General features: G+C 32.7%; 25 protein-coding genes. 22 read left to right on the top strand and 3 right to left on the bottom strand.

The features are described 5' to 3' along the window. Positions 1-656: 656 nt before the first annotated feature. Positions 657-1,970, bottom strand: a complete 1,314-nt coding sequence (sbi, locus tag IDG66_RS11820; protein ID WP_000792571.1) for an immunoglobulin-binding protein Sbi — start codon at positions 1,968-1,970, stop codon at positions 657-659. A 94-nt stretch (positions 1,971-2,064) separates the two neighbouring features. Between sbi and IDG66_RS11815 the strand changes: the two genes are divergently transcribed. From IDG66_RS11815 to IDG66_RS11805, 3 genes are all read left to right on the top strand, one after another. Then, complete coding sequence (locus tag IDG66_RS11815) at positions 2,065-2,169, top strand: hypothetical protein (RefSeq protein ID WP_001789935.1); 105 nt, start codon at positions 2,065-2,067, stop codon at positions 2,167-2,169. Between the two features lie 429 nt (positions 2,170-2,598). Next, on the top strand, positions 2,599-3,465 hold the full coding sequence (locus tag IDG66_RS11810) for a cation diffusion facilitator family transporter (protein WP_000019127.1): 867 nt from the start codon (positions 2,599-2,601) through the stop codon (positions 3,463-3,465). A 326-nt stretch (positions 3,466-3,791) separates the two neighbouring features. Further along, a complete protein-coding gene (locus IDG66_RS11805) occupies positions 3,792-4,478 on the top strand; it encodes a 2,3-diphosphoglycerate-dependent phosphoglycerate mutase (RefSeq protein ID WP_001125208.1) in 687 nt (228 codons plus the stop codon). Between the two features lie 153 nt (positions 4,479-4,631). On the opposite strand, the gene IDG66_RS11800 is transcribed toward IDG66_RS11805, so the two are convergent. Continuing rightward, positions 4,632-4,736, bottom strand: coding sequence for a putative metal homeostasis protein (locus tag IDG66_RS11800; protein ID WP_000762708.1), 105 nt, complete (start codon positions 4,734-4,736; stop codon positions 4,632-4,634). Between the two features lie 173 nt (positions 4,737-4,909). Here IDG66_RS11800 and mdeA point away from each other — a divergent pair, with 173 nt between their 5' ends. The 4 genes from mdeA (at position 4,910) to IDG66_RS11780 (ending at position 8,677) form a co-directional block, all read left to right on the top strand. Continuing rightward, the gene (gene mdeA, locus IDG66_RS11795) at positions 4,910-6,349 is read left to right on the top strand and encodes a multidrug efflux MFS transporter MdeA (RefSeq protein WP_000038951.1); all 1,440 of its coding nucleotides are present in this window, start codon (positions 4,910-4,912) and stop codon (positions 6,347-6,349) included. 120 nt (positions 6,350-6,469) lie between these two features. Continuing rightward, positions 6,470-7,249: a transporter substrate-binding domain-containing protein gene (locus IDG66_RS11790; RefSeq protein WP_000825929.1), complete on the top strand. Its 780-nt coding sequence runs from the start codon at positions 6,470-6,472 to the stop codon at positions 7,247-7,249. After that, a complete protein-coding gene (locus tag IDG66_RS11785) occupies positions 7,230-7,949 on the top strand; it encodes an amino acid ABC transporter permease (RefSeq protein WP_000479576.1) in 720 nt (239 codons plus the stop codon). Before IDG66_RS11790 ends, IDG66_RS11785 begins: the two co-directional genes overlap by 20 nt. Continuing rightward, positions 7,946-8,677, top strand: coding sequence for an amino acid ABC transporter ATP-binding protein (locus tag IDG66_RS11780; protein ID WP_000615458.1), 732 nt, complete (start codon positions 7,946-7,948; stop codon positions 8,675-8,677). The genes IDG66_RS11785 and IDG66_RS11780 overlap by 4 nt, the downstream gene beginning before the upstream one ends. Before the next feature lie 96 nt (positions 8,678-8,773). Here the strand turns inward: IDG66_RS11780 and fmhA are convergent, their stop codons facing one another. After that, the gene (fmhA, locus tag IDG66_RS11775) at positions 8,774-10,024 is read right to left on the bottom strand and encodes a FemA/FemB family glycyltransferase FmhA (protein ID WP_001012222.1); all 1,251 of its coding nucleotides are present in this window, start codon (positions 10,022-10,024) and stop codon (positions 8,774-8,776) included. A gap of 254 nt (positions 10,025-10,278) precedes the next feature. Between fmhA and IDG66_RS11770 the strand changes: the two genes are divergently transcribed. From IDG66_RS11770 to cobA, 15 genes are all read left to right on the top strand, one after another. Next, a complete protein-coding gene (locus IDG66_RS11770; protein ID WP_000819843.1) occupies positions 10,279-10,641 on the top strand; it encodes a DUF4467 domain-containing protein in 363 nt (120 codons plus the stop codon). A gap of 18 nt (positions 10,642-10,659) precedes the next feature. Next, on the top strand, positions 10,660-11,259 hold the full coding sequence (locus IDG66_RS11765) for a DsbA family protein (protein WP_000162810.1): 600 nt from the start codon (positions 10,660-10,662) through the stop codon (positions 11,257-11,259). A gap of 27 nt (positions 11,260-11,286) precedes the next feature. Then, entirely contained in the window at positions 11,287-11,367 is an 81-nt protein-coding gene (locus IDG66_RS11760) for a hypothetical protein (RefSeq protein ID WP_223197974.1), read from the top strand. A gap of 164 nt (positions 11,368-11,531) precedes the next feature. Then, the gene (locus IDG66_RS11755; protein ID WP_000584499.1) at positions 11,532-11,783 is read left to right on the top strand and encodes a type II toxin-antitoxin system Phd/YefM family antitoxin; all 252 of its coding nucleotides are present in this window, start codon (positions 11,532-11,534) and stop codon (positions 11,781-11,783) included. After that, positions 11,783-12,049 carry a Txe/YoeB family addiction module toxin gene (locus IDG66_RS11750; protein WP_000113262.1) on the top strand — a complete coding sequence of 89 codons (267 nt, stop codon included), beginning with the start codon at positions 11,783-11,785 and terminating at the stop codon, positions 12,047-12,049. The genes IDG66_RS11755 and IDG66_RS11750 overlap by 1 nt, the downstream gene beginning before the upstream one ends. A 34-nt stretch (positions 12,050-12,083) precedes the next feature. After that, entirely contained in the window at positions 12,084-12,155 is a 72-nt protein-coding gene (locus IDG66_RS14210) for a hypothetical protein (RefSeq protein WP_223200558.1), read from the top strand. Between the two features lie 187 nt (positions 12,156-12,342). After that, positions 12,343-13,893 carry a zinc ABC transporter substrate-binding lipoprotein AdcA gene (adcA, locus tag IDG66_RS11745; protein ID WP_000727763.1) on the top strand — a complete coding sequence of 517 codons (1,551 nt, stop codon included), beginning with the start codon at positions 12,343-12,345 and terminating at the stop codon, positions 13,891-13,893. A 185-nt stretch (positions 13,894-14,078) separates the two neighbouring features. Then, positions 14,079-14,546, top strand: coding sequence for an SRPBCC family protein (locus tag IDG66_RS11740; RefSeq protein WP_000153344.1), 468 nt, complete (start codon positions 14,079-14,081; stop codon positions 14,544-14,546). An 83-nt stretch (positions 14,547-14,629) separates the two neighbouring features. Then, positions 14,630-14,812 (top strand): hypothetical protein, encoded by a 183-nt coding sequence (locus IDG66_RS11735; protein ID WP_000230294.1) that lies wholly within the window; start codon positions 14,630-14,632, stop codon positions 14,810-14,812. Between the two features lie 216 nt (positions 14,813-15,028). Further along, entirely contained in the window at positions 15,029-15,853 is an 825-nt protein-coding gene (locus IDG66_RS11730; RefSeq protein ID WP_000572040.1) for a formate/nitrite transporter family protein, read from the top strand. Positions 15,854-16,096: 243 nt separating this feature from the next. Further along, entirely contained in the window at positions 16,097-16,624 is a 528-nt protein-coding gene (locus IDG66_RS11725; protein ID WP_000973468.1) for a GNAT family N-acetyltransferase, read from the top strand. 228 nt (positions 16,625-16,852) lie between these two features. After that, positions 16,853-17,584, top strand: coding sequence for a sirohydrochlorin chelatase (locus IDG66_RS11720; RefSeq protein WP_001014065.1), 732 nt, complete (start codon positions 16,853-16,855; stop codon positions 17,582-17,584). 65 nt (positions 17,585-17,649) lie between these two features. Continuing rightward, positions 17,650-20,055, top strand: coding sequence for a nitrite reductase large subunit NirB (nirB, locus tag IDG66_RS11715; protein WP_001118725.1), 2,406 nt, complete (start codon positions 17,650-17,652; stop codon positions 20,053-20,055). 3 nt (positions 20,056-20,058) lie between these two features. Then, on the top strand, positions 20,059-20,373 hold the full coding sequence (nirD, locus tag IDG66_RS11710; protein WP_000448220.1) for a nitrite reductase small subunit NirD: 315 nt from the start codon (positions 20,059-20,061) through the stop codon (positions 20,371-20,373). Next, positions 20,364-21,341: a uroporphyrinogen-III C-methyltransferase gene (cobA, locus tag IDG66_RS11705; RefSeq protein WP_000109972.1), complete on the top strand. Its 978-nt coding sequence runs from the start codon at positions 20,364-20,366 to the stop codon at positions 21,339-21,341. The genes nirD and cobA overlap by 10 nt, the downstream gene beginning before the upstream one ends. Positions 21,342-21,511: the final 170 nt, after the last annotated feature.

Genomic DNA, 21,511 nt, shown 5'->3' with positions numbered 1-21,511 from the left:
TAATTGGAGCCGTTCTTATGGACCTACATGATGAATGGATTTATTCTTCAAGAAAATACATCAATTTTGATAAGTAGAAATGGTAAAAACATTGTATAGCATTTTACACAGGAGTCTGGACTTGACTCACTTTCTTTCTATTTAATTTTAAGTTCATATATATAATAATCTATTTGTAAGCGTTTTCGAATTAACTGTTCGTTAAAAGTTAATTACTATCAACATGTATTGAAGAGACATTTTTAGCATTGTTAAATGATGTTTTTGCATTATGTTATGTTTAAAAGATTTATTGGTCGCAGGCGTTTATATAGCTACATAACTATGTTTTGCAAGTCTTATTCTATTGAATTGTTGTTTAATTATGGTGCTTGTAGTGGAAGAGGAATGGATTGCGCAATAGTTTGTGAAAATTTGAAGTTAATAAAGTTGAGCTGATTCAACTAAATGATGAACTATTCGTTAACGATGTAAGGATTATTTAACAAGTTGCAGGTAAAAAAGTGGGCTGACAAATAGCGAAGAAACATTTAATTGATGGAAAATGAAAAAAGAACCGTAGATTCGATTGAGAATCAGCGGTTCTTTTTAATCACGGTTTATTACGAAAATTATTTAAAAAATGATGTAAAACTAGAGAAGATATTTTTGATTGATTATTTCCAGAATGAGTTAAATAATCCAGTTATTGTATTTTTGATTGATGATGCAGTTTCTTGAGCTTTAATAGCTGTTTTTACTAATGTTGGGTTTTGGTAGAAAGTATATAATACTTTACCAGTATTGATTGACTCAGTTACATAGTTTCTTACTTGTGCATATGATTTAGCTAAATAGCCATTTTTATCATCAACTTTCAATGGTTGGATATAAGATTTAGAACCATCGCCAAGTAAAGTTAATACAGCTTTGTCAATCGCACCTTTGTATTTATAGTACGTATTATAGTAGTACTTTGCTGTATCATATTTTTCTTTATAGCTTTTATAAGTATCTGTTAAATACTTGTAACCATAGTTAAATGAATCTTTTAATGATTGGTAGTAACCTAATAATTTAGATTGAGGAACCTCAACTTTTGGTGATTGGATTTGAGGGACTTCAACTTTTGGTGATTCTGCTTTAGGTTTTTCAATTTGTGGTGATTGAATTTGAGGAGCCTCAACTTTTGGCGCCACTTTCTTTTCAGCATCTTTTTGAGCTACTAATGCGTCTAATTGTTTCTGTAAATGCTCTTTTACATCCATAGGTGCTTTGTTAACTTCACGTTGTGCTAAACGTCTGTTTTCAATTGAATCTTTTACATTTAATTTTGAGATTGCATCATTTGCTGATTTCACACGCTCATCATGACGAACGATTGCTTTTTCAATTGAAACTTTTTCTACAAAGCGGTTATTTTTATCACGTAAATCTTTAGGTAATTTTGAGTTAGCTTCATATGCTGCTGATTTATCGTGTGGTGCTTTGTTATCTTGGAAATCTTTAATTGCTTTATCCGCATTTTCAATATTTTGACGTTCTTTAGCTTTAGAAGATTGTACTGATTCTACCCAAACTTGTTGGCTTCTATCAGGGTTTTCTTTAATTTGTGCAATGTAATTATTTTTTTCTTGTTCAGTTAAGTTATCATTTTTAAGAACATTGTAAAAAGCGTTTTGTTGTGCAACACGTCGGTCTGGGTTCTTGCTGTCTTTAAGTGATTCAGAGAATACTTCTTGTGCACGTTCTGGGTGTTCGCGTAATGTTTTGATGTATTGGTTACGTTGTTCTTCTGTGATACCTTTTAGATGTAATACTTGATAAAAAGCTTTTTGTTGATCTGTTACGTAGTTGTTTTGAGTTGTTTGGTGCTTAGTTGAAGTTTGTTGCGTGTTTTCACTCGCTTTTGCTTCCCCATTTGAAATCATTGTAGCTAAAGTAATTGTTGCTGCCCCAACTAGCAACTTCGAGATATATTTATTTTTCATGTGTATTCCCTTTCTTTTTACATATTAAATTTATTGTATGCTTTTAGAATTTATCACATGAGAATACAAATGGAAATTAACTAATTATTAACTAATGTTAACTAATAGATTAACTAGTGTTAACTATGTAAAAAAGCGTTTAATTCAGAACATTCAGCGTATTTTAAGTAAGGAAGTACTATATGGAGAAATGCAATAGTTTGCTAATAAATAGAGGAGAAAATTGTCTTTCGAAGAGAGTTTGGTAGAGTAGAAATCTCATTTAATTTGTCACTGATGCACTTTTTCTTCTATATAATTAGGTCATGACATTAGATAGCTTCGCAATTAATGCATAGGGTCCCAACATAGAAATTTTCGAGACGAAAGTTAACAAGCAGGAAGGGTTGGGCACCTTTCTAACAAATAAATTTGAAGAAGACGAAGGAACGCAGTTGGACGTAAAACGTCAACTGCATAAGCCTTTCTAGCTCATAAAATTCGCAGAAAGGCTAAAAATTATTTTTAGGGGTTGCGAATGAATAAATTAGTTTAATTTTATAAAAATTTATAAAAATTAAAAACGTTGTAAATTTAAAATAAATCATTCATAATATTGTTACTATACTAATTCAAGGTGGTTCAACGCATGTCTCATAATGAAAATCTTAAATTGGCGCAACGCGGTGCTTATTTGAGTTTAATTGTATATATAATCTTATCTATTGTTAAGTATGTCACGGGTTTTGTCTTTAACTCTGCAGCTGTAAGAGCCGACGCATTAAACAATATGACAGATATTATCGTTTCTTTAGCTGTTATTATTGGATTGAAAATTTCAATTAAACCTGCAGATCGAAATCATCCTTATGGCCATTTGAAGTCTGAAAATATTTCTTCATTATTGGTGTCATTTGTCATTATGTTTGTAGGTATCCAAGTAGTTATTCAAAATGCACCTCGTTTGTTCAAAGAAGATGACGTTGTACCTAACGCAATAACAATTATCGTCAGCTTAATCAGTGGTCTTGTAATGTTGATTGTATTTGCAGTCAATCAAAGACTAGCGAAAAGAACGAAAAGTAGTTCTTTAAATTCGGCTGCCAAAGATAATTTATCAGATAGTTTAGTCAGCATTGGAACAGCGATAGGATTAATTTTTACGCAAATCGGTTTCCCAATTGTCGATATTATTTTAGCAACATTACTAGGCTTACTAATCGTTTATACTGGTTTTGGTATTTTTAAAGAAGCAATTTTTATGTTGAGTGATGGTTTCAATGAAACTGAATTAGAAGCGTATCGCAATGATATTTTAGAAGTTGATGAAGTACAAGAAGTTAAAAGTATTAAAGGGCGTTACCATGGAAGTAGTGTGTTTATTGATGTCACAATTGTTGTAGATGCTAACCTTTCCTTAGTAGAAGCGCATCAAATTTGTGACAATGTCGAACATCATTTGCACAAAAAAGGTATTTCCTCAGTATACGTTCACCCAGAACCAGACCATCTATAATGTATTTAAACGTCTTCATAGATATATAAATATCTGAGGAGGCGTTTTTATTACATCTATTTTTAGGCTTACCTAAAAATATTTTTTAAACCTTAGAAAAATAGCGAACAAAGGTGTATAATATGATTTGTTATTAGGTGGTTATTGATTCATTTATGAATTAAAAAATGAAAATGGGGAATAGGATTTATGTATTTAATGTCTAGTGATAATTGATTTAATCATTGAATTTTAAAATATATTGAAAAGAAAATTACTAAGATTAAATCATCTTAAAATATCCCTGAAATAACGTCCTAAAGATTAAAGGAAAGAGGTTATAAGTTATGCCAAAATTAATTTTATGTCGTCATGGACAAAGCGAGTGGAATGCTAAAAACTTATTTACTGGATGGGAAGATGTTAATTTATCTGAACAAGGTATTAATGAAGCGACTAGAGCAGGTGAAAAAGTAAGAGAAAATAACATTGCCATCGATGTAGCTTTTACATCGTTATTAACACGTGCTTTAGATACAACGCATTATATTTTAACTGAATCTAAACAACAATGGATTCCTGTATATAAAAGCTGGCGTTTAAATGAACGCCACTATGGTGGATTGCAAGGCTTAAATAAAGATGATGCTAGAAAAGAATTTGGAGAAGAACAAGTACATATTTGGCGTCGTTCTTATGATGTGAAACCACCTGCTGAAACCGAAGAACAACGTGAAGCTTACTTAGCTGATCGTCGATATAATCATTTAGATAAACGTATGATGCCTTATTCTGAAAGTCTGAAAGATACTTTAGTTCGAGTGATACCATTTTGGACAGATCATATTTCACAATATTTGCTAGATGGTCAAACGGTATTAGTTTCTGCACACGGAAATTCAATTCGCGCATTAATTAAATATCTTGAAGATGTGTCAGATGAAGATATCATTAATTATGAAATTAAAACAGGTGCACCGCTTGTTTATGAATTAACGGATGATTTAGAAGTTATAGATAAATACTACTTATAAAAAAAGAGCTGCATGTACACAAGGAGTGAGTGTATATGCAGCTCTTAAATATGTGAAGTAATGTAAGGAAATAGTTAAGTATAGAGTTTATATTAACGAGCTAGGGATACTCGAAAATATAGTTAGACATACAATATAGTCAAATTAAAACAATTATTTCGCTCTTTTGTGTTGCTTAATAATCTTTAAAGCACGCTTTCTTGTTTTAATGTTAGGGCTATTTAAATTTCGACGAGCAGTCTGTAAATCTAATTTCATCTCTATCCCTCCTTGTAAATATATTATGACCGATAACTACTCATATGTAAATAGTAATGATTACGTTTTAAAGAAATTGTAATAAAGTCGTGCTAATTTTTTGGAAAATGGGTATAATTACCGGATATCTAAAAATGTGTGTCGTTTTTTAGATGGTGAGGGGGAAGCTTTAAATGTCGAAGAAACAAAAATTAACGATGATTATTACTATGCTGATGGGTGGATTTTTTGGATTATTAAATGAAACACTATTAGTGACGGCTTTACCAAGTATTATGAAAGATTTTGAAATTTCATATACACAAGTTCAATGGCTGACAACAGCTTTTTTATTGACTAATGGGATTGTTATTCCTTTGTCCGCGCTTGTTATACAACGTTATACAACAAGACAAGTGTTTTTAGTGGGTATTTCTATCTTTTTCTTAGGTACATTACTCGGCGGCTTGAGTCCGCACTTTGCAACATTATTAGTTGCTAGAATTATTCAGGCGTTAGGCGCAGGTATTATGATGCCATTGATGATGACAACGATTTTGGATGTTTTCCAACCGCATGAACGCGGTAAATATATGGGGATATTTGGTTTGGTAATTGGTTTAGCACCAGCTATTGGACCTACTCTTTCAGGTTACCTTGTTGAATATTTTAACTGGAGATCGCTTTTCCATGTTGTCGCTCCAATTGCAGCTGTGACATTTTTAATTGGATTTAAAACGATAAAAAATGTTGGAACTACAATTAAAGTACCTATTGATTTTATTTCTGTCATTTTTTCTGTACTAGGTTTCGGCGGGTTATTGTATGGAACGAGTTCAATTTCAGAAAAAGGTTTTGATAATCCTATCGTATTATTATCTATGATTGGAGGCGTTGTTTTAGTCGCATTATTTGTATTACGTCAATATCGGCTATCAACACCATTATTAAATTTTGCTGTATTTAAAAATAAACAATTTACAGTTGGTATCATTATTATGGGTGTCACAATGGTATCGATGATTGGTTCGGAAACGATTTTACCTATCTTTGTGCAAAATTTATTGCATCGTTCAGCTTTAGATTCTGGGTTAACTTTATTACCAGGAGCAATTGTTATGGCATTTATGTCGATGACTTCGGGTGCTTTATATGAAAAGTTTGGTCCTAGAAAATTGGCTTTAGTCGGTATGGCGATTGTTGTTATTACTACGGCTTATTTTGTTGTAATGGATGAACAAACATCAACAATCATGTTGGCAACAGTTTATGCGATTCGAATGGTTGGTATCGCGTTAGGATTAATTCCAGTAATGACCCATACGATGAATCAATTAAAGCCAGAAATGAATGCACATGGTTCATCTATGACAAACACAGTACAACAAATTGCTGGTTCTATCGGAACAGCTGCATTAATTACTATTTTATCTCATGCAAGCAAAAACTTTTCTCCAACTATGTCAGACTATAATGGCATGAACAAAATTGATATGATGAATCAAATTAAAGTTGATACGATGTTGCATGGTTATCACGCTGGATTTTTATTTGCATTATTGATTACAGTTATTAGTTTCTTTTGTTCATTTATGTTACAAGGGAAGAAAAAAGAAGTTGATTCTCGTCAATAAATATAAGTTGCTAGCTATATAAAGCTTTTTAGCAAAAGTTCAACATATTGACTTATCCGGCATTTCAGATTAAAATATTTTTATTCCGATTAGAATAATAAGAATAAGGAGATATATTCTATGAAAAGACTTTTATTTGTGATGATAGCTTTCGTTTTCATATTGGCTGCATGCGGAAACAATTCGTCGAAAGACAAGGAAGCTAGTAAAGATAGCAAGACAATTAATGTTGGGACTGAGGGGACTTATGCACCATTTAGTTTCCACGATAAAGATGGTAAATTAACTGGTTACGATATTGATGTTATTAAAGCAGTGGCTAAAGAAGAAGGTTTAAAACTTAAATTTAATGAAACTTCTTGGGATTCTATGTTTGCAGGTTTAGACGCAGGGCGTTTTGATGTAATCGCGAACCAAGTAGGTATTAATCCTGATAGAGAAAAGAAATATAAATTTTCTAAGCCTTACACATTCTCAAGTGCTGTTTTAGTTATTCGTGAAAATGAAAAAGATATTAAAGATTTTGATGATGTTAAAGGTAAGAAGTTAGCACAAACATTCACATCTAATTATGGTAAATTAGCTAAGGATAAAGGTGCTGATATTACAAAAGTTGATGGCTTTAACCAATCAATGGATTTATTATTGTCTAAGCGTGTTGATGGTACATTTAATGATAGTCTGTCATACTTGGATTATAAAAAACAAAAACCTAATGCTAAGATCAAAGCAATCAAAGGTAATGCTGAACAAAGTAGATCTGCATTTGCATTTTCTAAAAAAGCAGATGATGAAACAGTTCAAAAATTCAATGATGGCTTGAAAAAAATCGAGGAAAACGGTGAATTAGCTAAAATAGGTAAGAAATGGTTTGGTCAAGATGTTTCTAAATCTAAATAGCGAACAACAACATGCGCTAGATGCTGCAAAACAAGCTTTCGGACCTATGCTAGAAGGTTTGGTCAAATATTCAATTCCTATTACATTAGTTACATTTGTTTTAGGATTGATTATTGCATTATTTACAGCATTAATGCGAATTTCAACGAGTAAAATTTTAAGAAGTATTTCACGTGTCTATGTATCTATTATTCGAGGAACACCTATGATAGTACAACTATTTATCATATTTTATGGTATTCCAGAATTAGGTAGATTATTAACAAATGACGCTGACAACCAATGGACATTGGCACCTGTAGTGGCTGCTATTATTGGTTTATCATTAAATGTAGGTGCGTATGCTTCGGAAATTATTCGTGGCGGTATTATTTCTATACCGAAAGGACAAACAGAAGCTGCATATTCCATCGGTATGACGTATGGTCAAACGATACAACGTATCATTTTACCGCAGGCAATTCGAGTGTCGATTCCTGCACTAGGTAATACATTTTTAAGTTTAATCAAAGATACATCATTATTAGGATTTATTTTAGTGGCTGAAATGTTTAGAAAAGCTCAAGAAGTTGCGTCTACAACATATGAATATTTAACAATTTATGTGTTAGTTGCGCTAATGTACTGGGTGGTATGCTTTATTATTTCAATTATCCAAGGTATCTATGAATCTTATATTGAAAGAGGGTATCGCTCATGATTCAATTGAACAATATCCATAAATCATTCAATGATGTTGAAGTCATCAAAGGTATTGATTTATCTGTTGAACAAGGTGAGGTTGTAACCTTAATCGGTCGATCTGGTTCAGGTAAAACAACATTGTTACGTATGATTAATGCATTAGAAATTCCAACTGAAGGTACAGTTTATGTTAACGGCAAAACATATACATCTAAAGATAAAAAATCACAAATAGAAGTTCGTAAACAGTCTGGTATGGTATTTCAAAGTTATAACCTTTTTCCGCATAAGACGGCATTAGAAAATGTAATGGAAGGTCTTATCACAGTTAAAAAGTTGAAAAAGGATGAGGCACGTGGGAAATCACTTGAGTTACTTGAGAAAGTTGGTTTAACACATGTCAAAGATCAACGTCCACATGCATTATCAGGTGGTCAACAACAACGTGTTGCTATTGCAAGAGCACTAGCAATGAACCCTAAAGTGATGTTGTTTGATGAACCAACATCTGCACTTGATCCTGAACTTGTGAATGATGTTTTAAAGGTTATTAAAGATTTGGCTAATGAAGGCATGACAATGGTCATTGTGACACATGAAATGCGTTTTGCTAAAGAAGTATCTAATAACATTGTATTTATTCATGAAGGCATGATCGGAGAACAAGAGGCTCCAGAAGAGATGTTCAATCGTCCGAAAACAGAAGAATTAAGACGTTTCTTAAATGTTATAAATGAAGAATAATCAAATAAAACCACGTATCATGTTTTAGTATGGTGATGATGCCATATACATGATGCGTGGTTCTTTGTTATGTTGTCATAATCTTGGAGCGATATTTTAACGACGTTTATGATTTAAGTATGTTTGTACCTTATATAGTAATGGTTTGATAGGCTTAATAAAGTCGCCGATATACTCTTCTACATGTGCGTTAAAACCTTTTTTGAATTGTTGGACTCCATAATCTTCTGATGACTCTGAAAAGTCACCGGTAATACCATAAAAATTATAGCGATCAATATGATGCGCTTTAGCAAACTTAATCATTTCCCACTGCAAATGGTAGGCACCCATATAAGCATTATATTTAGGGTTTGAACCACTAGATAAGTAATAAACTTCATGCTCATTGTAGATAAACAAAGCAGAAGCTAAGTTTAAGACTGCACCATCTTGTTCAATTTGTTCTATTGTATTGTCGATTTTACGCTTATTGCTATTTAGCTGTTGTTCTAGCTGTGTGCGTTTCGTTTTATTTTTCTTTGAATTAGGACTTTCTTCCAATGCTTCTTCAACACCTGAGAGTTCAGCTGTTAATTGTTGTTGCTTTAATTGTAACGTTTTTAAATACTCGTTTAAATCAATATACGCCAACTTTAACATGGCGTGGTCATCGTATAACTTTTGCATTTCTTCAAAGTATGGTAACTCACGGAATTTGAAACCATGCTTTTCCTCAGCCATATGGAATAAGTCGAAAAAAGTTTGCGTTTCATCAATCGTTAACGTTTTAGTTTTGACACCAATATCATATGTTTTTTTAATATTACGTCTCGTTTGATAATCCATTTCTTTTAAAAGTTGGTCTTCAGTCTTATCTTTTAAATCTAACACTGACAGCCAACGGATTTGGCTCATTGAATCATAACCTACAGGGAAACCTTGGTGTTTATAACCTAATTTATCCATTGTTCTAACAAATGCTCGGTTATCATAAGATTTAACAATTTCACCGTCTGCATTGCGTAAATTTTCAATTAAATATGGATCTACAAGGACATATAAACAATTGTGTTTCTTTAAATATGACGTTAATGCTTTAAAGAAAAATGCTACTAATGATTGATTTGTATAATCCATCACTGGCCCGCGATGTGTATAAAAATATTTGAAAAATTTAAGTGTGCGTGCTTCTGTCAATAAGCATCCTGCAATCACTTGACCATTGTCATCTTTAACCCCTACAAGATGCACATCGCCTTTTAAATCAACTCTATGATTGTAATGAATAGCTGATTGTGTGTAATGTGAAAAATGCTTTGTTGTAAACGCATTGAACTCATCCGAAGTCAACGTTACAAAGTTCATTTTATCCCATCCCTCTCTGAATTGAACTGTAATTTTTGAATTTATTAATAATGCTATTTTTTTATTTTATCAAAAACTGATTACAAATACACATAGAAAATGAAATATATTTTTCTTTGACTATACATAACTGTTATTTCTTTGGATATTTATATTAAATGCATTGGTAGTAGTTGTAGCGCATTAATGTTTGACGGTGTATAGTATTAATTATATTGAAAGTTAGTTGGAAGTTGATAGTAGGAGTGGGAGCATTGAAGCGATTTGTGGCGACGGTATTATTATTACTAGTCTTTATATCAGGATGTGGTAATGATAAATATGTGAAAGAAATAGATGAAGCAGTTAAAATTCAAAATCAAAAACAAGAACAACTTGCCAAAAAAGGCAACGGTGATCGTGTTGATCATTTTGAACGCAAAGATGCTAATATTTATGTCTATGATAAGGATAAAATTATCATTTTAGCTTATAAACCTTTGAGTAATGATGATGAAGTGCATTATTATGCATATGATTTTAGTGATAAACGTGTATCATATAAGCAAGATTTTGATTCGAGACGATATTATCAACAACATGATGCGGATTATCATGAAGAAAATATGACGAACTAGATATGAACAGGAGTTATTATGACTAAAAAATTACTAACATTATTTATAGTGAGCATGTTAATTTTAACAGCTTGCGGTAAAAAAGAATCAGCAACGACATCCTCGAAAAACGGCAAACCATTAGTTGTCATATATGGCGACTATAAATGTCCTTATTGTAAAGAATTAGATGAAAAAGTCATGCCAAAGTTGCGTAAAAATTATATAGATAATCACAAAGTGGAATACCAATTTGTCAATTTAGCTTTCTTAGGTAAAGACTCAATTGTTGGTTCGCGTGCGAGTCATGCAGTATTGATGTATGCACCTAAATCATTTTTAGATTTTCAAAAGCAATTATTTGCTGCCCAGCAAGATGAAAATAAAGAATGGTTAACAAAAGAACTATTAGATAAACATATTAAACAACTGCATTTAGATAAAGAGACGGAAAATAAAATTATAAAAGATTACAAGACAAAAGATAGCAAGTCTTGGAAAGCTGCAGAGAAAGATAAAAAAATAGCGAAAGATAATCATATAAAAACGACACCAACTGCATTTATTAATGGCGAGAAAGTTGAAGATCCATATGATTATGAAAGTTATGAGAAGTTATTAAAAGATAAAATAAAATAGTCTTAATTGTTGAGATAAGTAAGTGATATCAATTTATTAGGACAATATGAAAAGGCAATTTCTATTAGCGATATGATAGAGATTGTCTTTTTAATGTATGAAGTCTAAATAGGTAGAAATTATCATGTAAACATTGTTTAGTAGGGAATCAGTACAGGATAGGTATTGATTCTTCCCCGTGCGAAATCTTGATTAGTAGTTTTTTTCTGTGTCGCTTGTTTTATTGTACAGATATTTGTACAATTGAGGTGTGTTAAAAGGAGGCGATAAATATGATTATTAAAAATTATTCATACGCTCGACAGAATTTAAAGGCACTTATGACAAAAGTAAATGATGATAGTGATATGGTAACTGTAACATCTACTGATGATAAAAACGTAGTAATCATGTCAGAATCAGATTATAACTCCATGATGGAAACACTTTACCTCCAACAGAACCCAAATAATGCTGAACACTTAGCTCAATCAATTGCAGATCTAGAACGTGGGAAAACTATAACGAAAGATATAGATGTATAATGGCTAGGTTAAATATTACGTTTTCGCCTCAAGCCTTTGAAGATTATAAGTATTTTCAGCAGAACGATAAAAAAATGGTGAAGAAAATTAATGAGTTACTTAAAAGTATTGACAGAAATGGTGCATTGGAAGGTATAGGTAAGCCTGAAAAGTTAAAATCGAATCTGACTGGGTATTATAGTAGACGTATCAATCACGAACATAGATTGGTTTATACAGTAGATGACAATCATATAAAAATAGCATCATGTAAATACCATTATTAAATCTAAAAGTCACACTATAAAAATAGGGTAAGTTATTTTAGGACAATATGAAAAGGCAATTTCTATTAGCAATATGATAGAGATTGTCTTTTTTCTTATATTATGACGTTCGTAAATACTATAAAGTTTTCTGTATCATATTTGTACAATAGTCATGTATTAGATAAAACGAAAAGTGGTAAATACCTAAAGTATGATTCGACTTTATATTATTTATAAAAACAGTGCTTGTATTTTAAGTAGCATGAGTATATAATTTTAAAACGTAAAGATTACTATTTAGGAGGGTGACTATGAAAAAGAAATTAGGTATGTTACTTCTTGTACCAGCCGTAACTTTATCATTAGCCGCATGTGGGAATGATGATGGAAAAGATAAAGATGGCAAGGTAACAATTAAAACGACAGTTTATCCATTGCAATCATTTGCAGAGCAAATTGGTGGAAAACACGTGAAGGTATCATCAATCTATCCAGCAGGGACAGATTTACATAGCTATGAACCAACACAAAAAGATATATTAAGTGCAAGCAAGTCAGACTTGTTTATGTATACAGGGGATAATTTAGATCCGGTTGCTAAGAAAGTTGCATCTACTATCAAAGATAAAGATAAAAAACTGTCTTTAGAGGATAAATTAGATAAAGCAAAGCTTTTAACTGATCAACACGAGCATGGTGAAGAGCATGAACATGAGGGACATGATCATGAGAAAGAAGAACATCATCATCATCATGGTGGATATGATCCACACGTATGGTTAGATCCTAAAATTAATCAAACTTTCGCTAAAGAAATTAAAGATGAATTAGTGAAAAAAGATCCAAAACATAAAGATGACTATGAGAAAAACTACAAAAAATTAAACGACGATCTTAAGAAAATTGATAACGATATGAAGCAAGTTACAAAAGATAAGCAAGGTAATGCAGTATTCATTTCACATGAATCAATTGGATACTTAGCTGATCGTTATGGTTTTGTTCAAAAAGGTATTCAAAACATGAATGCTGAAGATCCATCACAAAAAGAATTAACTAAAATTGTTAAAGAAATTAGAGATAGCAATGCTAAATATATTCTTTACGAAGATAATGTTGCGAATAAAGTGACTGAAACAATTCGTAAAGAAACAGATGCGAAGCCTTTAAAATTCTACAACATGGAGTCTTTAAATAAAGAACAACAGAAAAAAGATAATATTACGTATCAATCATTAATGAAATCTAATATTGAAAATATCGGTAAAGCTTTAGACAGTGGTGTTAAAGTGAAAGACGACAAAGCTGAAAGTAAACATGACAAAGCAATTTCTGATGGGTATTTTAAAGATGAGCAAGTTAAAGACCGTGAATTAAGCGATTATGCTGGTGAATGGCAATCTGTTTACCCTTACTTAAAAGACGGTACGCTTGATGAAGTGATGGAACATAAAGCTGAAAATGATCCGAAGAAATCTGCTAAAGATTTAAAAGCTTATTATGACAAAGGATATAAAACTGATATTACTAACATTGATATAAAAGGAAATGAAATTACATTTACTAAAGATGGTAAGAAACACACTGGTAAATATGAATACAATGGTAAGAAAACATTGAAATATCCTAAAGGTAACCGTGGCGTGAGATTTATGTTTAAATTGGTCGATGGTAATGATAAAGACTTACCGAAATTCATCCAATTTAGCGATCACAACATTGCACCTAAAAAGGCAGAACACTTCCATATCTTTATGGGTAATGATAATGACGCGTTATTAAAAGAAATGGATAACTGGCCAACATATTATCCTTCAAAATTAAATAAAGACCAAATCAAAGAAGAAATGTTAGCGCATTAATTCAACAGGTTTGCACACTCTACTCAACTGTTAATAGCTGAATAGAGTGTGTTTTTTATTTCGTAGTTATCAATTTCAACAGAGGGAATGATTAATATTACTATAGTTTATAACAAATGATTTGGTAACATATGTTACTCAATGCATGTTAAGATGAGTAAATATAAAAGATAGGGAGTGGGAAGATGACGATTAAAGTTGAAGATAATAAAATTATTTTTTCAAGAACGATAGAAGCACCGATTGAAAAGGTGTTTGATGCCTATACGACAAAAGCATTATTTGAAAAATGGTTTCATCCAAAAGACGCTAGTACCAAAGTGTTTCGCTTTAATGCTGTTTCAGGCGGTGATGCATTTTATGCGATTAAAACACCTACAATGACCAGCTATACATTAGCAGAATATAAAACGGTTAAGCGTCCATATTTAATTGAATATATTGACTCATTTGCGACACCTCAAGGTGCAAAAGATACAAAAATGCCAAGCATGAAAATTACTTTGTCATTTTCCAAGAGCAATACAACGAAAACGACAGTGACATCAACATCGGTATTTCCAACAAAAGAAGCCGCTCAACAAGTCATAAACATGGGTGTTGAACAAGGTATGAATCAAACTTTAGATCAACTTGATGCATTATTGAAATAAAGTTGTTGAAAATATGTAAAAACTTTTTTGTTTCATTCGGTTTATAATAATCTTGTAATATTATAAAAATGAGGGATGATTCGATGGTAGAACGTTATATCAAAGTTTTAATATTATATATTTTCACAACACTACTATCTTCTATTTCAGTAACGTCAAAATGTGTACCTAATAAAGTTATAAGGTTTATTTTACGTACTGCAATTGGTTACAGTGTATTTGCATATGGTTTACATTACTTTTCAAATTTAAAAAAGAATAAGTAATACTTTACATAAAGCGAGATAAAATGAGCGTCGTAATATCTTAAATCATAAAGATATTAGCCAATCACGCGATTTATCTCGCTGTTTTTATGAAAGAAAACTACATTTTTGAGAGAATAAAAAGATTTTTCTGAAATTTAAACTATCAATTACATTGATTTACTAATATAATTAGAAAGTAAATTTTATTTGATCAAAGTAAATGGGGGAAGTACTGTGATAGAAAATAAGAAAACAGTTGAAGATACATATTCAACAGGCGCAATTGTTGATTCAATATCATCTTCAGTACAAATGAAGCAAGTAATGGTACAGCAAACACCTGGCCGATATATGCTTAAAGCAATGATGGCCGGATTTTTACTCTCAATCGTTACTGTATTTATGTTCGGAATAAAGACGCAGTTTGCGAGTACTCACGTAGATGGACTTATCAATTTAATGGGAGCCATTGCTTTTAGTTTAGGTTTGATTTTAGTTGTATTAACTAACTCTGAATTATTAACAAGTAACTTCATGTACTTTACAGTAGGCTGGTATTATAAAGTCGTTTCTGTTAAGAAGATGACTTGGATTTTATTATATTGTTTCTTAGGAAATATTTTAGGTGGGTTTGTGTTATTTTTCTTAATGAAATTTGCGCATGTCATGACACCTGAAATGACACAAGCTTTAACAGCTTTAGTTCAGAAAAAGACTGTTGATTCAACATGGTTGAATATTTTTACAAAAGGTATTTTCTGTAACTTCTTTATTAATATTGGTATTTTCATCTCTATGCAATTCAAAGGCGGCTTAACAAAGGCATTCTTTATAGCTTGTGGTGTCGTGGTCTTTGTATACATGGGATATGAGCACGTTGTGTTCAATGCAGGTCTATATGCAGGTATGGTATTCTTTAACCTTGATGCAGTTTCATGGTTACACGTTTTAAAAAATATCGTTTTTGCTTTCTTAGGTAACTTTGTCGGTGGCGGTATTTTTGTAGGTCTCGTTTATGCTTTCTTAAATGGTAAGCGTAATCGTTTAGAGCAACAATAATTAAGATGTAGTGATTAAATAGCGTAACAATGAATCATTCTTCCAAACCATTCATGAATTTGAATGGTTTTTTTACGTTGAGAGAGTAATTTTTAATAAGTTTTATGAGAGTATTGGTGTATTCAGATGAAGCATACTTTCTAACATGTGATAAATTTATTGATACACTTTGATGGATATTTATTTTAAAAATAAAATATGGTTAAATCATTTAAAAAAGAGTGGGGATTAATATGACAAAAAATGATGATTCGACTCGCAAGTGAACAAGATGCAGAAAAATTGCAACAACTCATGCATGAAGCATTTACGCCTCTAAGAGAACTAGGTATTGATTGGCCTTCAGTTAATGCTAATTTAGATGCTGTTAAAGAAAATATAGATAAAAATACTACATTTGTCATGACAATTGATGATGAAATTATATCTACGATTACGGTTAGATATCCTTGGGGAAGTGTGAAAAGTATTTCGGGCTATCCTTTTGTCTGGTGGTTTGCGACAAATCCTGAGTATGAAGGGAAAGGCTATGGTAGCCAATTACTTACTTATGTTGAAGAAGCATTTTTGCGAGATACGTTAAAGTCAGCGGCAGTTACTTTAGGTACATCTGCAAGATTGCATCCGTGGTTACTTAAAATTTATGAAAAAAGAGGTTATGAAATATACAGCGAACATGAAAATGATGATGGCGATTTAGGTGTGATCATGCGCAAAGTATTGATACCCGAGCGCTTTGACGAAACAATATTAGGCCAACCACCATTTTAAGATAATAATATACACTACAAGCGACCGATATATTAATGCTTGCTCAAATAAATGTTGAGTAGGGATTCATATATCGGTCGCTTTTTTGATTTAACAAAAAGGGAAAATGTATAAGGAATATGCATGACTACAGGCATCAGGGAATTCCCTGATTTTACATTATAATGTGATTCTTTTCACAAAAACAAAATGATTTGGTATACAATACGTGTGAAAGGGTTGGTAAATGTGAATGGGAATATCATTGTTGCACATGGCATGAGGCACGGACGACAGAATCAAGCGTTAGAAGCATTTATTTCTGAATTAGTAAAAGATGATATACATCACTATGATATTGCGTTTTTAGAAAGTGAGCATCAGGATTTAGAGACGGTAATGACGACGTTGATTCAAAGTGGGGTTGACCATTTTAAAATTGTACCATTGCTAATCTTTAGTGCAATGCATTATCTCAAGGATATACCGAATATCGTTCATGAAATGAAACGACGGTATCCAGACATAAAGGTAGAAGTAAGCGAGCCACTTGGCACACATCCTTTAATGAGACGATTAATTGAACAACGTATTTGTGACGCATTAGCAGGTGAAGAACAACAAGTTGGAGTTATGGTTGTTGCACACGGCAATATTAATGGAAAGTTTACTAAGGCACACGAAGAGTTACAAATATGCACTCAAAATTTGCAAATTAGCAAGCCGACATATGCGAGAACGCTATATGGAGAGATTAGTTTTACACATGATTTAGAAAGCATCTCGAAACGGTATCAAAAATTGATTGTCGTACCATTATTTTTATACGACGGAAGGCTTGTTAACAAAGTGAAGCAGCAAATGAATGACATGGTTATTAATACAGATATACACATCACACCTTCAATTAACTTCGACCCAATTTTAAAGCAAATCATTAACGATAGATTAGAAAGCTTAATGATTCCGATGAAAATATAAAAGCACTAACGAAAAATTAATACCTTTTTTTGAAATAAATATTATGGAGTAAAGGGGCATATTTTATGGCAAAGCAAAAACTAGTAATGATTGGTAACGGTATGGCGGGCATTCGAACAATCGAAGAAATATTAGAGCGCGCCAACGATTTATATGATATTACGGTAATAGGTAAAGAACCTTATCCAAACTATAACCGCATCATGCTTTCAAATATTTTACAAAATAAAATGACAGTTGAAGAAACAATTATGAATCCATATGAGTGGTATGAGGAACATGGTATCGAGTTAATTACAAATGATCCTGTAATTGAAGTAGATAGAGCAAATCAATCAGTTACTACTGCAAATGGTATTGAAGTATCATACGATAAATTGATTTTTGCGACAGGTTCTAAAGCATTCGTCATTCCAGTTCCAGGTTCGACATTACCGAGTGTAATTGGTTGGAGAACGATTGATGATACTGAACAAATGATGAACATTGCGAAGACTAAAAAGAAAGCAATTGTAATTGGTGGAGGCTTACTAGGTTTAGAGTGTGCACGTGGTTTATTAGATCAAGGTATGGAAGTAACGGTGTTACATTTAGCTGAATGGTTGATGGAAATGCAGCTAGACCGTAAAGCTGGAAATATGCTTAAAGCAGATCTAGAAAAGCAAGGTATGAAGTTTGAAATGCAAGCCAACACAACTGAAATCTTAGGAGAAGATGATGTTGAGGGTGTTAAATTGGCTGATGGACGCGAGATTCCGGCAGACTTAGTTGTTATGGCAGTAGGTATACGACCATACACAGAAGTAGCCAAAGAATCAGGTCTAGATGTTAATCGTGGTATTGTTGTCAATGATGTGATGCAAACAAGTGATAGCAATGTATATGCAGTTGGTGAATGTGCAGAACATAACGGCAAAGTTTATGGACTCGTTGCACCACTATATGAACAAGGTAAAGTATTAGCTGATCATTTAACAAATAAAGAAACGAACGGATACAAGGGATCAACAACATTTACGTCATTAAAAGTTTCTGGGTGTGACTTGTATAGTGCTGGTCAAATTGTAGAAAATGCAGAAATTAAAGGTATTGAAATATTTAATAGTGTTGATAATAACTATAAAAAAATCTTTTTAAAAGACGGTAATGTAGTTGGTGCAGTACTATATGGTGATATCGATGATGGTTCACGCTTTTATAACATGATGAAAAAAGGTGAATCCACTGAAGATTACACACTTGTATCATTGCTTACTAAAGGTGGAGAAGAGGCATCGCTATCAATTGCTGATATGGCTGATGATGAAACAATTTGTGGTTGTAATGGTGTTGATAAAGGTACTATAGTAAATGCGATTACGGAAAATGGCTTTACAACAGTTGAAGAAGTAACGGCTAAAACAAAAGCGGGGAATTCATGTGGTAAATGTAAACCGCAAATTGCTCAAATATTGCAGCACACTTTAGGAGATGACTTTGTTGCCGCAAAACCTGCTGGTATATGTGGTTGCACTGATTTGACACGCGATCAAATTGTAACGCAAATAAGAGCGAAAGGTTTAAAAACATCTAAAGAAGTTCGACATGTTTTAAACTTTAAAAACAAAGGTGGATGTCCAAAATGTCGACCTGCGATTAACTATTATTTGAATATGGTTTATCCACATGATCATGAAGATGAAAGAGAATCAAGATTTGCTAACGAACGTTACCATGCGAATATTCAAAATGATGGTACATTTTCTGTTATACCTCAAATGCGTGGGGGTGTTACAGATGCAGACCAACTGATTCGTCTAGGAGAAGTGGCTAAGAAATATCATGTGCCACTAGTTAAAGTGACAGGTTCGCAACGTGTTGGTTTGTATGGAGTTAAAAAAGAAGAATTACCAAATATATGGGAAGACCTAGGTATGCGTTCAGCATCAGCTTATGGTAAGAAAACTCGCTCAGTTAAAAGTTGTGTTGGTAAAGAGTTTTGTCGATTTGGTACGCAATACACGACACGACTTGGCATTCGTTTAGAAAAAACATTTGAATACATCGATACACCTCATAAATTCAAAATGGGTGTATCAGGCTGCCCAAGAAGTTGTGTTGAATCAGGTGTTAAAGATTTTGGTATTATCTCAGTTGAAAATGGATTCCAAATCTATATCGGTGGTAATGGTGGTACAGAAGTTGAAAAAGCTGAATTTTTAACAACTGTAGAAACAGAAGATGAAGTAATCAAATTATGTGGTGCTTTGATGCAATATTATCGCGAAACAGGTATATATGCTGAAAGAACAGCGCCATGGTTAAGAAGACTTGGATTTGAAAATGTAAAAGAAGTCTTACTTGACCCAGAAAGACAAAATGAACTATTTGAACGCATTATGGATGCTAAAAAAGCAGTCGAAGCTGAACCTTGGGAAGCAATAACTAGCAATGCGCAAGCACGTAAAATTTTTGAAGTGGAGAAGGTGTAATACATGGAAACAAAAGAAAAAATTAAAGTGACAACTATAGATGAATTAACACCCCTAATTGGAAAAAAGGTTATTGTCAAAGACAAAGAGGTAGGATTGTTTTTAACAGAAAGTGGCAAAATTCATGCGATTCACAATATCTGTCCACACAAACAAGGACCATTGTCTGAAGGGACAGTGAGTGGGGAATATGTATTTTGCCCGCTCCACGATCAAAAAATTGATTTAAATACAGGTATTGTTCAAGAACCTGATGAAGGTTGTGTAGATGTTTATGAGGTAGAAGTTACAGACGGGAACGTATATATATGTCTGTAGAGGAATATGGCAAGGTTTACTTGATAGGTGCGGGCCCAGGTAATCCGAATTATTTGACTAAAAAGGCTGAGCGTTTAATACGTGAAGCGGATGTCATTCTATATGATCGATTAGTGAATCCGTTAATTTTACAATATGCGAATTTGACTACTGAAATTATCGATGTTGGTAAAAAGCCGTATGCAAAACATATTCAGCAAGAAAAAATAAATGACTGTATCGTGGAAGCAGCGCGTCGATATAACAAGGTTGTTAGACTTAAAGGTGGCGATCCAGCGATATTTGGTCGTGTGCAAGAAGAAGTCGACACACTAAATGAACATCATATTGCGTTTGAAATTGTACCAGGGGTGACATCAGCGAGCGCAGCAGTTGCTACTATGCAGACAGGTTTGACAATGCGTACAGTTGCTAAAAGTGTGACATTTTCTACAGGTCACTTTAAAGATTCAGAAGAAAATGAAGTGGATGTCAATTCCTTAGTGAATGGTGGCACGTTAGCAATTTATATGGGGGTAAAACGTTTAGGGAAAATTATCACACAGATACAACAATACACAGATATTGATTACCCGATAGCGATTGTCTTTCAAGCATCGTGTTTTAACGAGTTTGTTGTTAAGGGGCGTTTAAGTAATATTATTTCAAAATTGCAACACTATTCAATTGAGGCGAAACCAGGTATATGTATTATTGGGGAAGTTGTTGGTTATACTGAAAATGTCTCAACAACTTCTAATCCGACTCAGCAATTTTATGTAGTAAGTGGTTCTAAACATGACGCCCTTATGCTCTGTGAACATTTATATGACGAAGGTTATGGCTGTTTGCTAAACCCAAATAATACATCGAATGGCACATATCATTCGTCGCAATATGATTACTATGATGCATTTATTAAGCAGCAAGAAAATGTAACATATATTTCAACCGATCGTGCAGATGCTAATACAGTGTTATGTCACTAATTTAAAAAAATAAATGAATAAGTAAGGTTTCAACCGAGAGAATATATTCGTGTTGAAGCCTTATTTGTCGTTGTGCCAAATTTGAACGATTTAGATTGGCAATAAGCACGACCATACATGATTGTGTATTATTTCAATGAAATCCCGTTATTGATAGGGAAATTCCTTAA

Origin of the sequence: Staphylococcus sp. EG-SA-18 (assembly GCF_017151825.1) — a bacterium.
GTDB lineage: Bacteria > Bacillota > Bacilli > Staphylococcales > Staphylococcaceae > Staphylococcus > Staphylococcus aureus.
The sequence above is the reverse complement of the archived record's forward strand: the minus strand, read 5'-3'. Positions and strand labels throughout refer to the sequence as shown.

Excerpts from the sequence above, each read along its gene's own strand:
- IDG66_RS11765 (WP_000162810.1), top strand. The coding sequence starts at position 10,660 with ATGACTAAAAAATTACTAACATTATTTATAGTGAGCATGTTAATTTTA.
- nirD (WP_000448220.1), top strand. The coding sequence starts at position 20,059 with ATGGAAACAAAAGAAAAAATTAAAGTGACAACTATAGATGAATTAACA.
- adcA (WP_000727763.1), top strand. The coding sequence starts at position 12,343 with ATGAAAAAGAAATTAGGTATGTTACTTCTTGTACCAGCCGTAACTTTA.
- mdeA (WP_000038951.1), top strand. The coding sequence starts at position 4,910 with ATGTCGAAGAAACAAAAATTAACGATGATTATTACTATGCTGATGGGT.
- IDG66_RS11755 (WP_000584499.1), top strand. The coding sequence starts at position 11,532 with ATGATTATTAAAAATTATTCATACGCTCGACAGAATTTAAAGGCACTT.
- IDG66_RS11800 (WP_000762708.1), bottom strand. The coding sequence starts at position 4,736 with ATGAAATTAGATTTACAGACTGCTCGTCGAAATTTAAATAGCCCTAAC.
- cobA (WP_000109972.1), top strand. The coding sequence starts at position 20,364 with ATGTCTGTAGAGGAATATGGCAAGGTTTACTTGATAGGTGCGGGCCCA.
- IDG66_RS11805 (WP_001125208.1), top strand. The coding sequence starts at position 3,792 with ATGCCAAAATTAATTTTATGTCGTCATGGACAAAGCGAGTGGAATGCT.
- IDG66_RS11740 (WP_000153344.1), top strand. The coding sequence starts at position 14,079 with ATGACGATTAAAGTTGAAGATAATAAAATTATTTTTTCAAGAACGATA.
- IDG66_RS11750 (WP_000113262.1), top strand. The coding sequence starts at position 11,783 with ATGGCTAGGTTAAATATTACGTTTTCGCCTCAAGCCTTTGAAGATTAT.
- IDG66_RS11785 (WP_000479576.1), top strand. The coding sequence starts at position 7,230 with ATGTTTCTAAATCTAAATAGCGAACAACAACATGCGCTAGATGCTGCA.
- IDG66_RS11780 (WP_000615458.1), top strand. The coding sequence starts at position 7,946 with ATGATTCAATTGAACAATATCCATAAATCATTCAATGATGTTGAAGTC.
- fmhA (WP_001012222.1), bottom strand. The coding sequence starts at position 10,024 with ATGAACTTTGTAACGTTGACTTCGGATGAGTTCAATGCGTTTACAACA.
- IDG66_RS11790 (WP_000825929.1), top strand. The coding sequence starts at position 6,470 with ATGAAAAGACTTTTATTTGTGATGATAGCTTTCGTTTTCATATTGGCT.
- sbi (WP_000792571.1), bottom strand. The coding sequence starts at position 1,970 with ATGAAAAATAAATATATCTCGAAGTTGCTAGTTGGGGCAGCAACAATT.
- IDG66_RS11725 (WP_000973468.1), top strand. The coding sequence starts at position 16,097 with ATGATGATTCGACTCGCAAGTGAACAAGATGCAGAAAAATTGCAACAA.
- IDG66_RS11735 (WP_000230294.1), top strand. The coding sequence starts at position 14,630 with ATGGTAGAACGTTATATCAAAGTTTTAATATTATATATTTTCACAACA.
- nirB (WP_001118725.1), top strand. The coding sequence starts at position 17,650 with ATGGCAAAGCAAAAACTAGTAATGATTGGTAACGGTATGGCGGGCATT.
- IDG66_RS11810 (WP_000019127.1), top strand. The coding sequence starts at position 2,599 with ATGTCTCATAATGAAAATCTTAAATTGGCGCAACGCGGTGCTTATTTG.
- IDG66_RS11815 (WP_001789935.1), top strand. The coding sequence starts at position 2,065 with ATGTTAACTAATAGATTAACTAGTGTTAACTATGTAAAAAAGCGTTTA.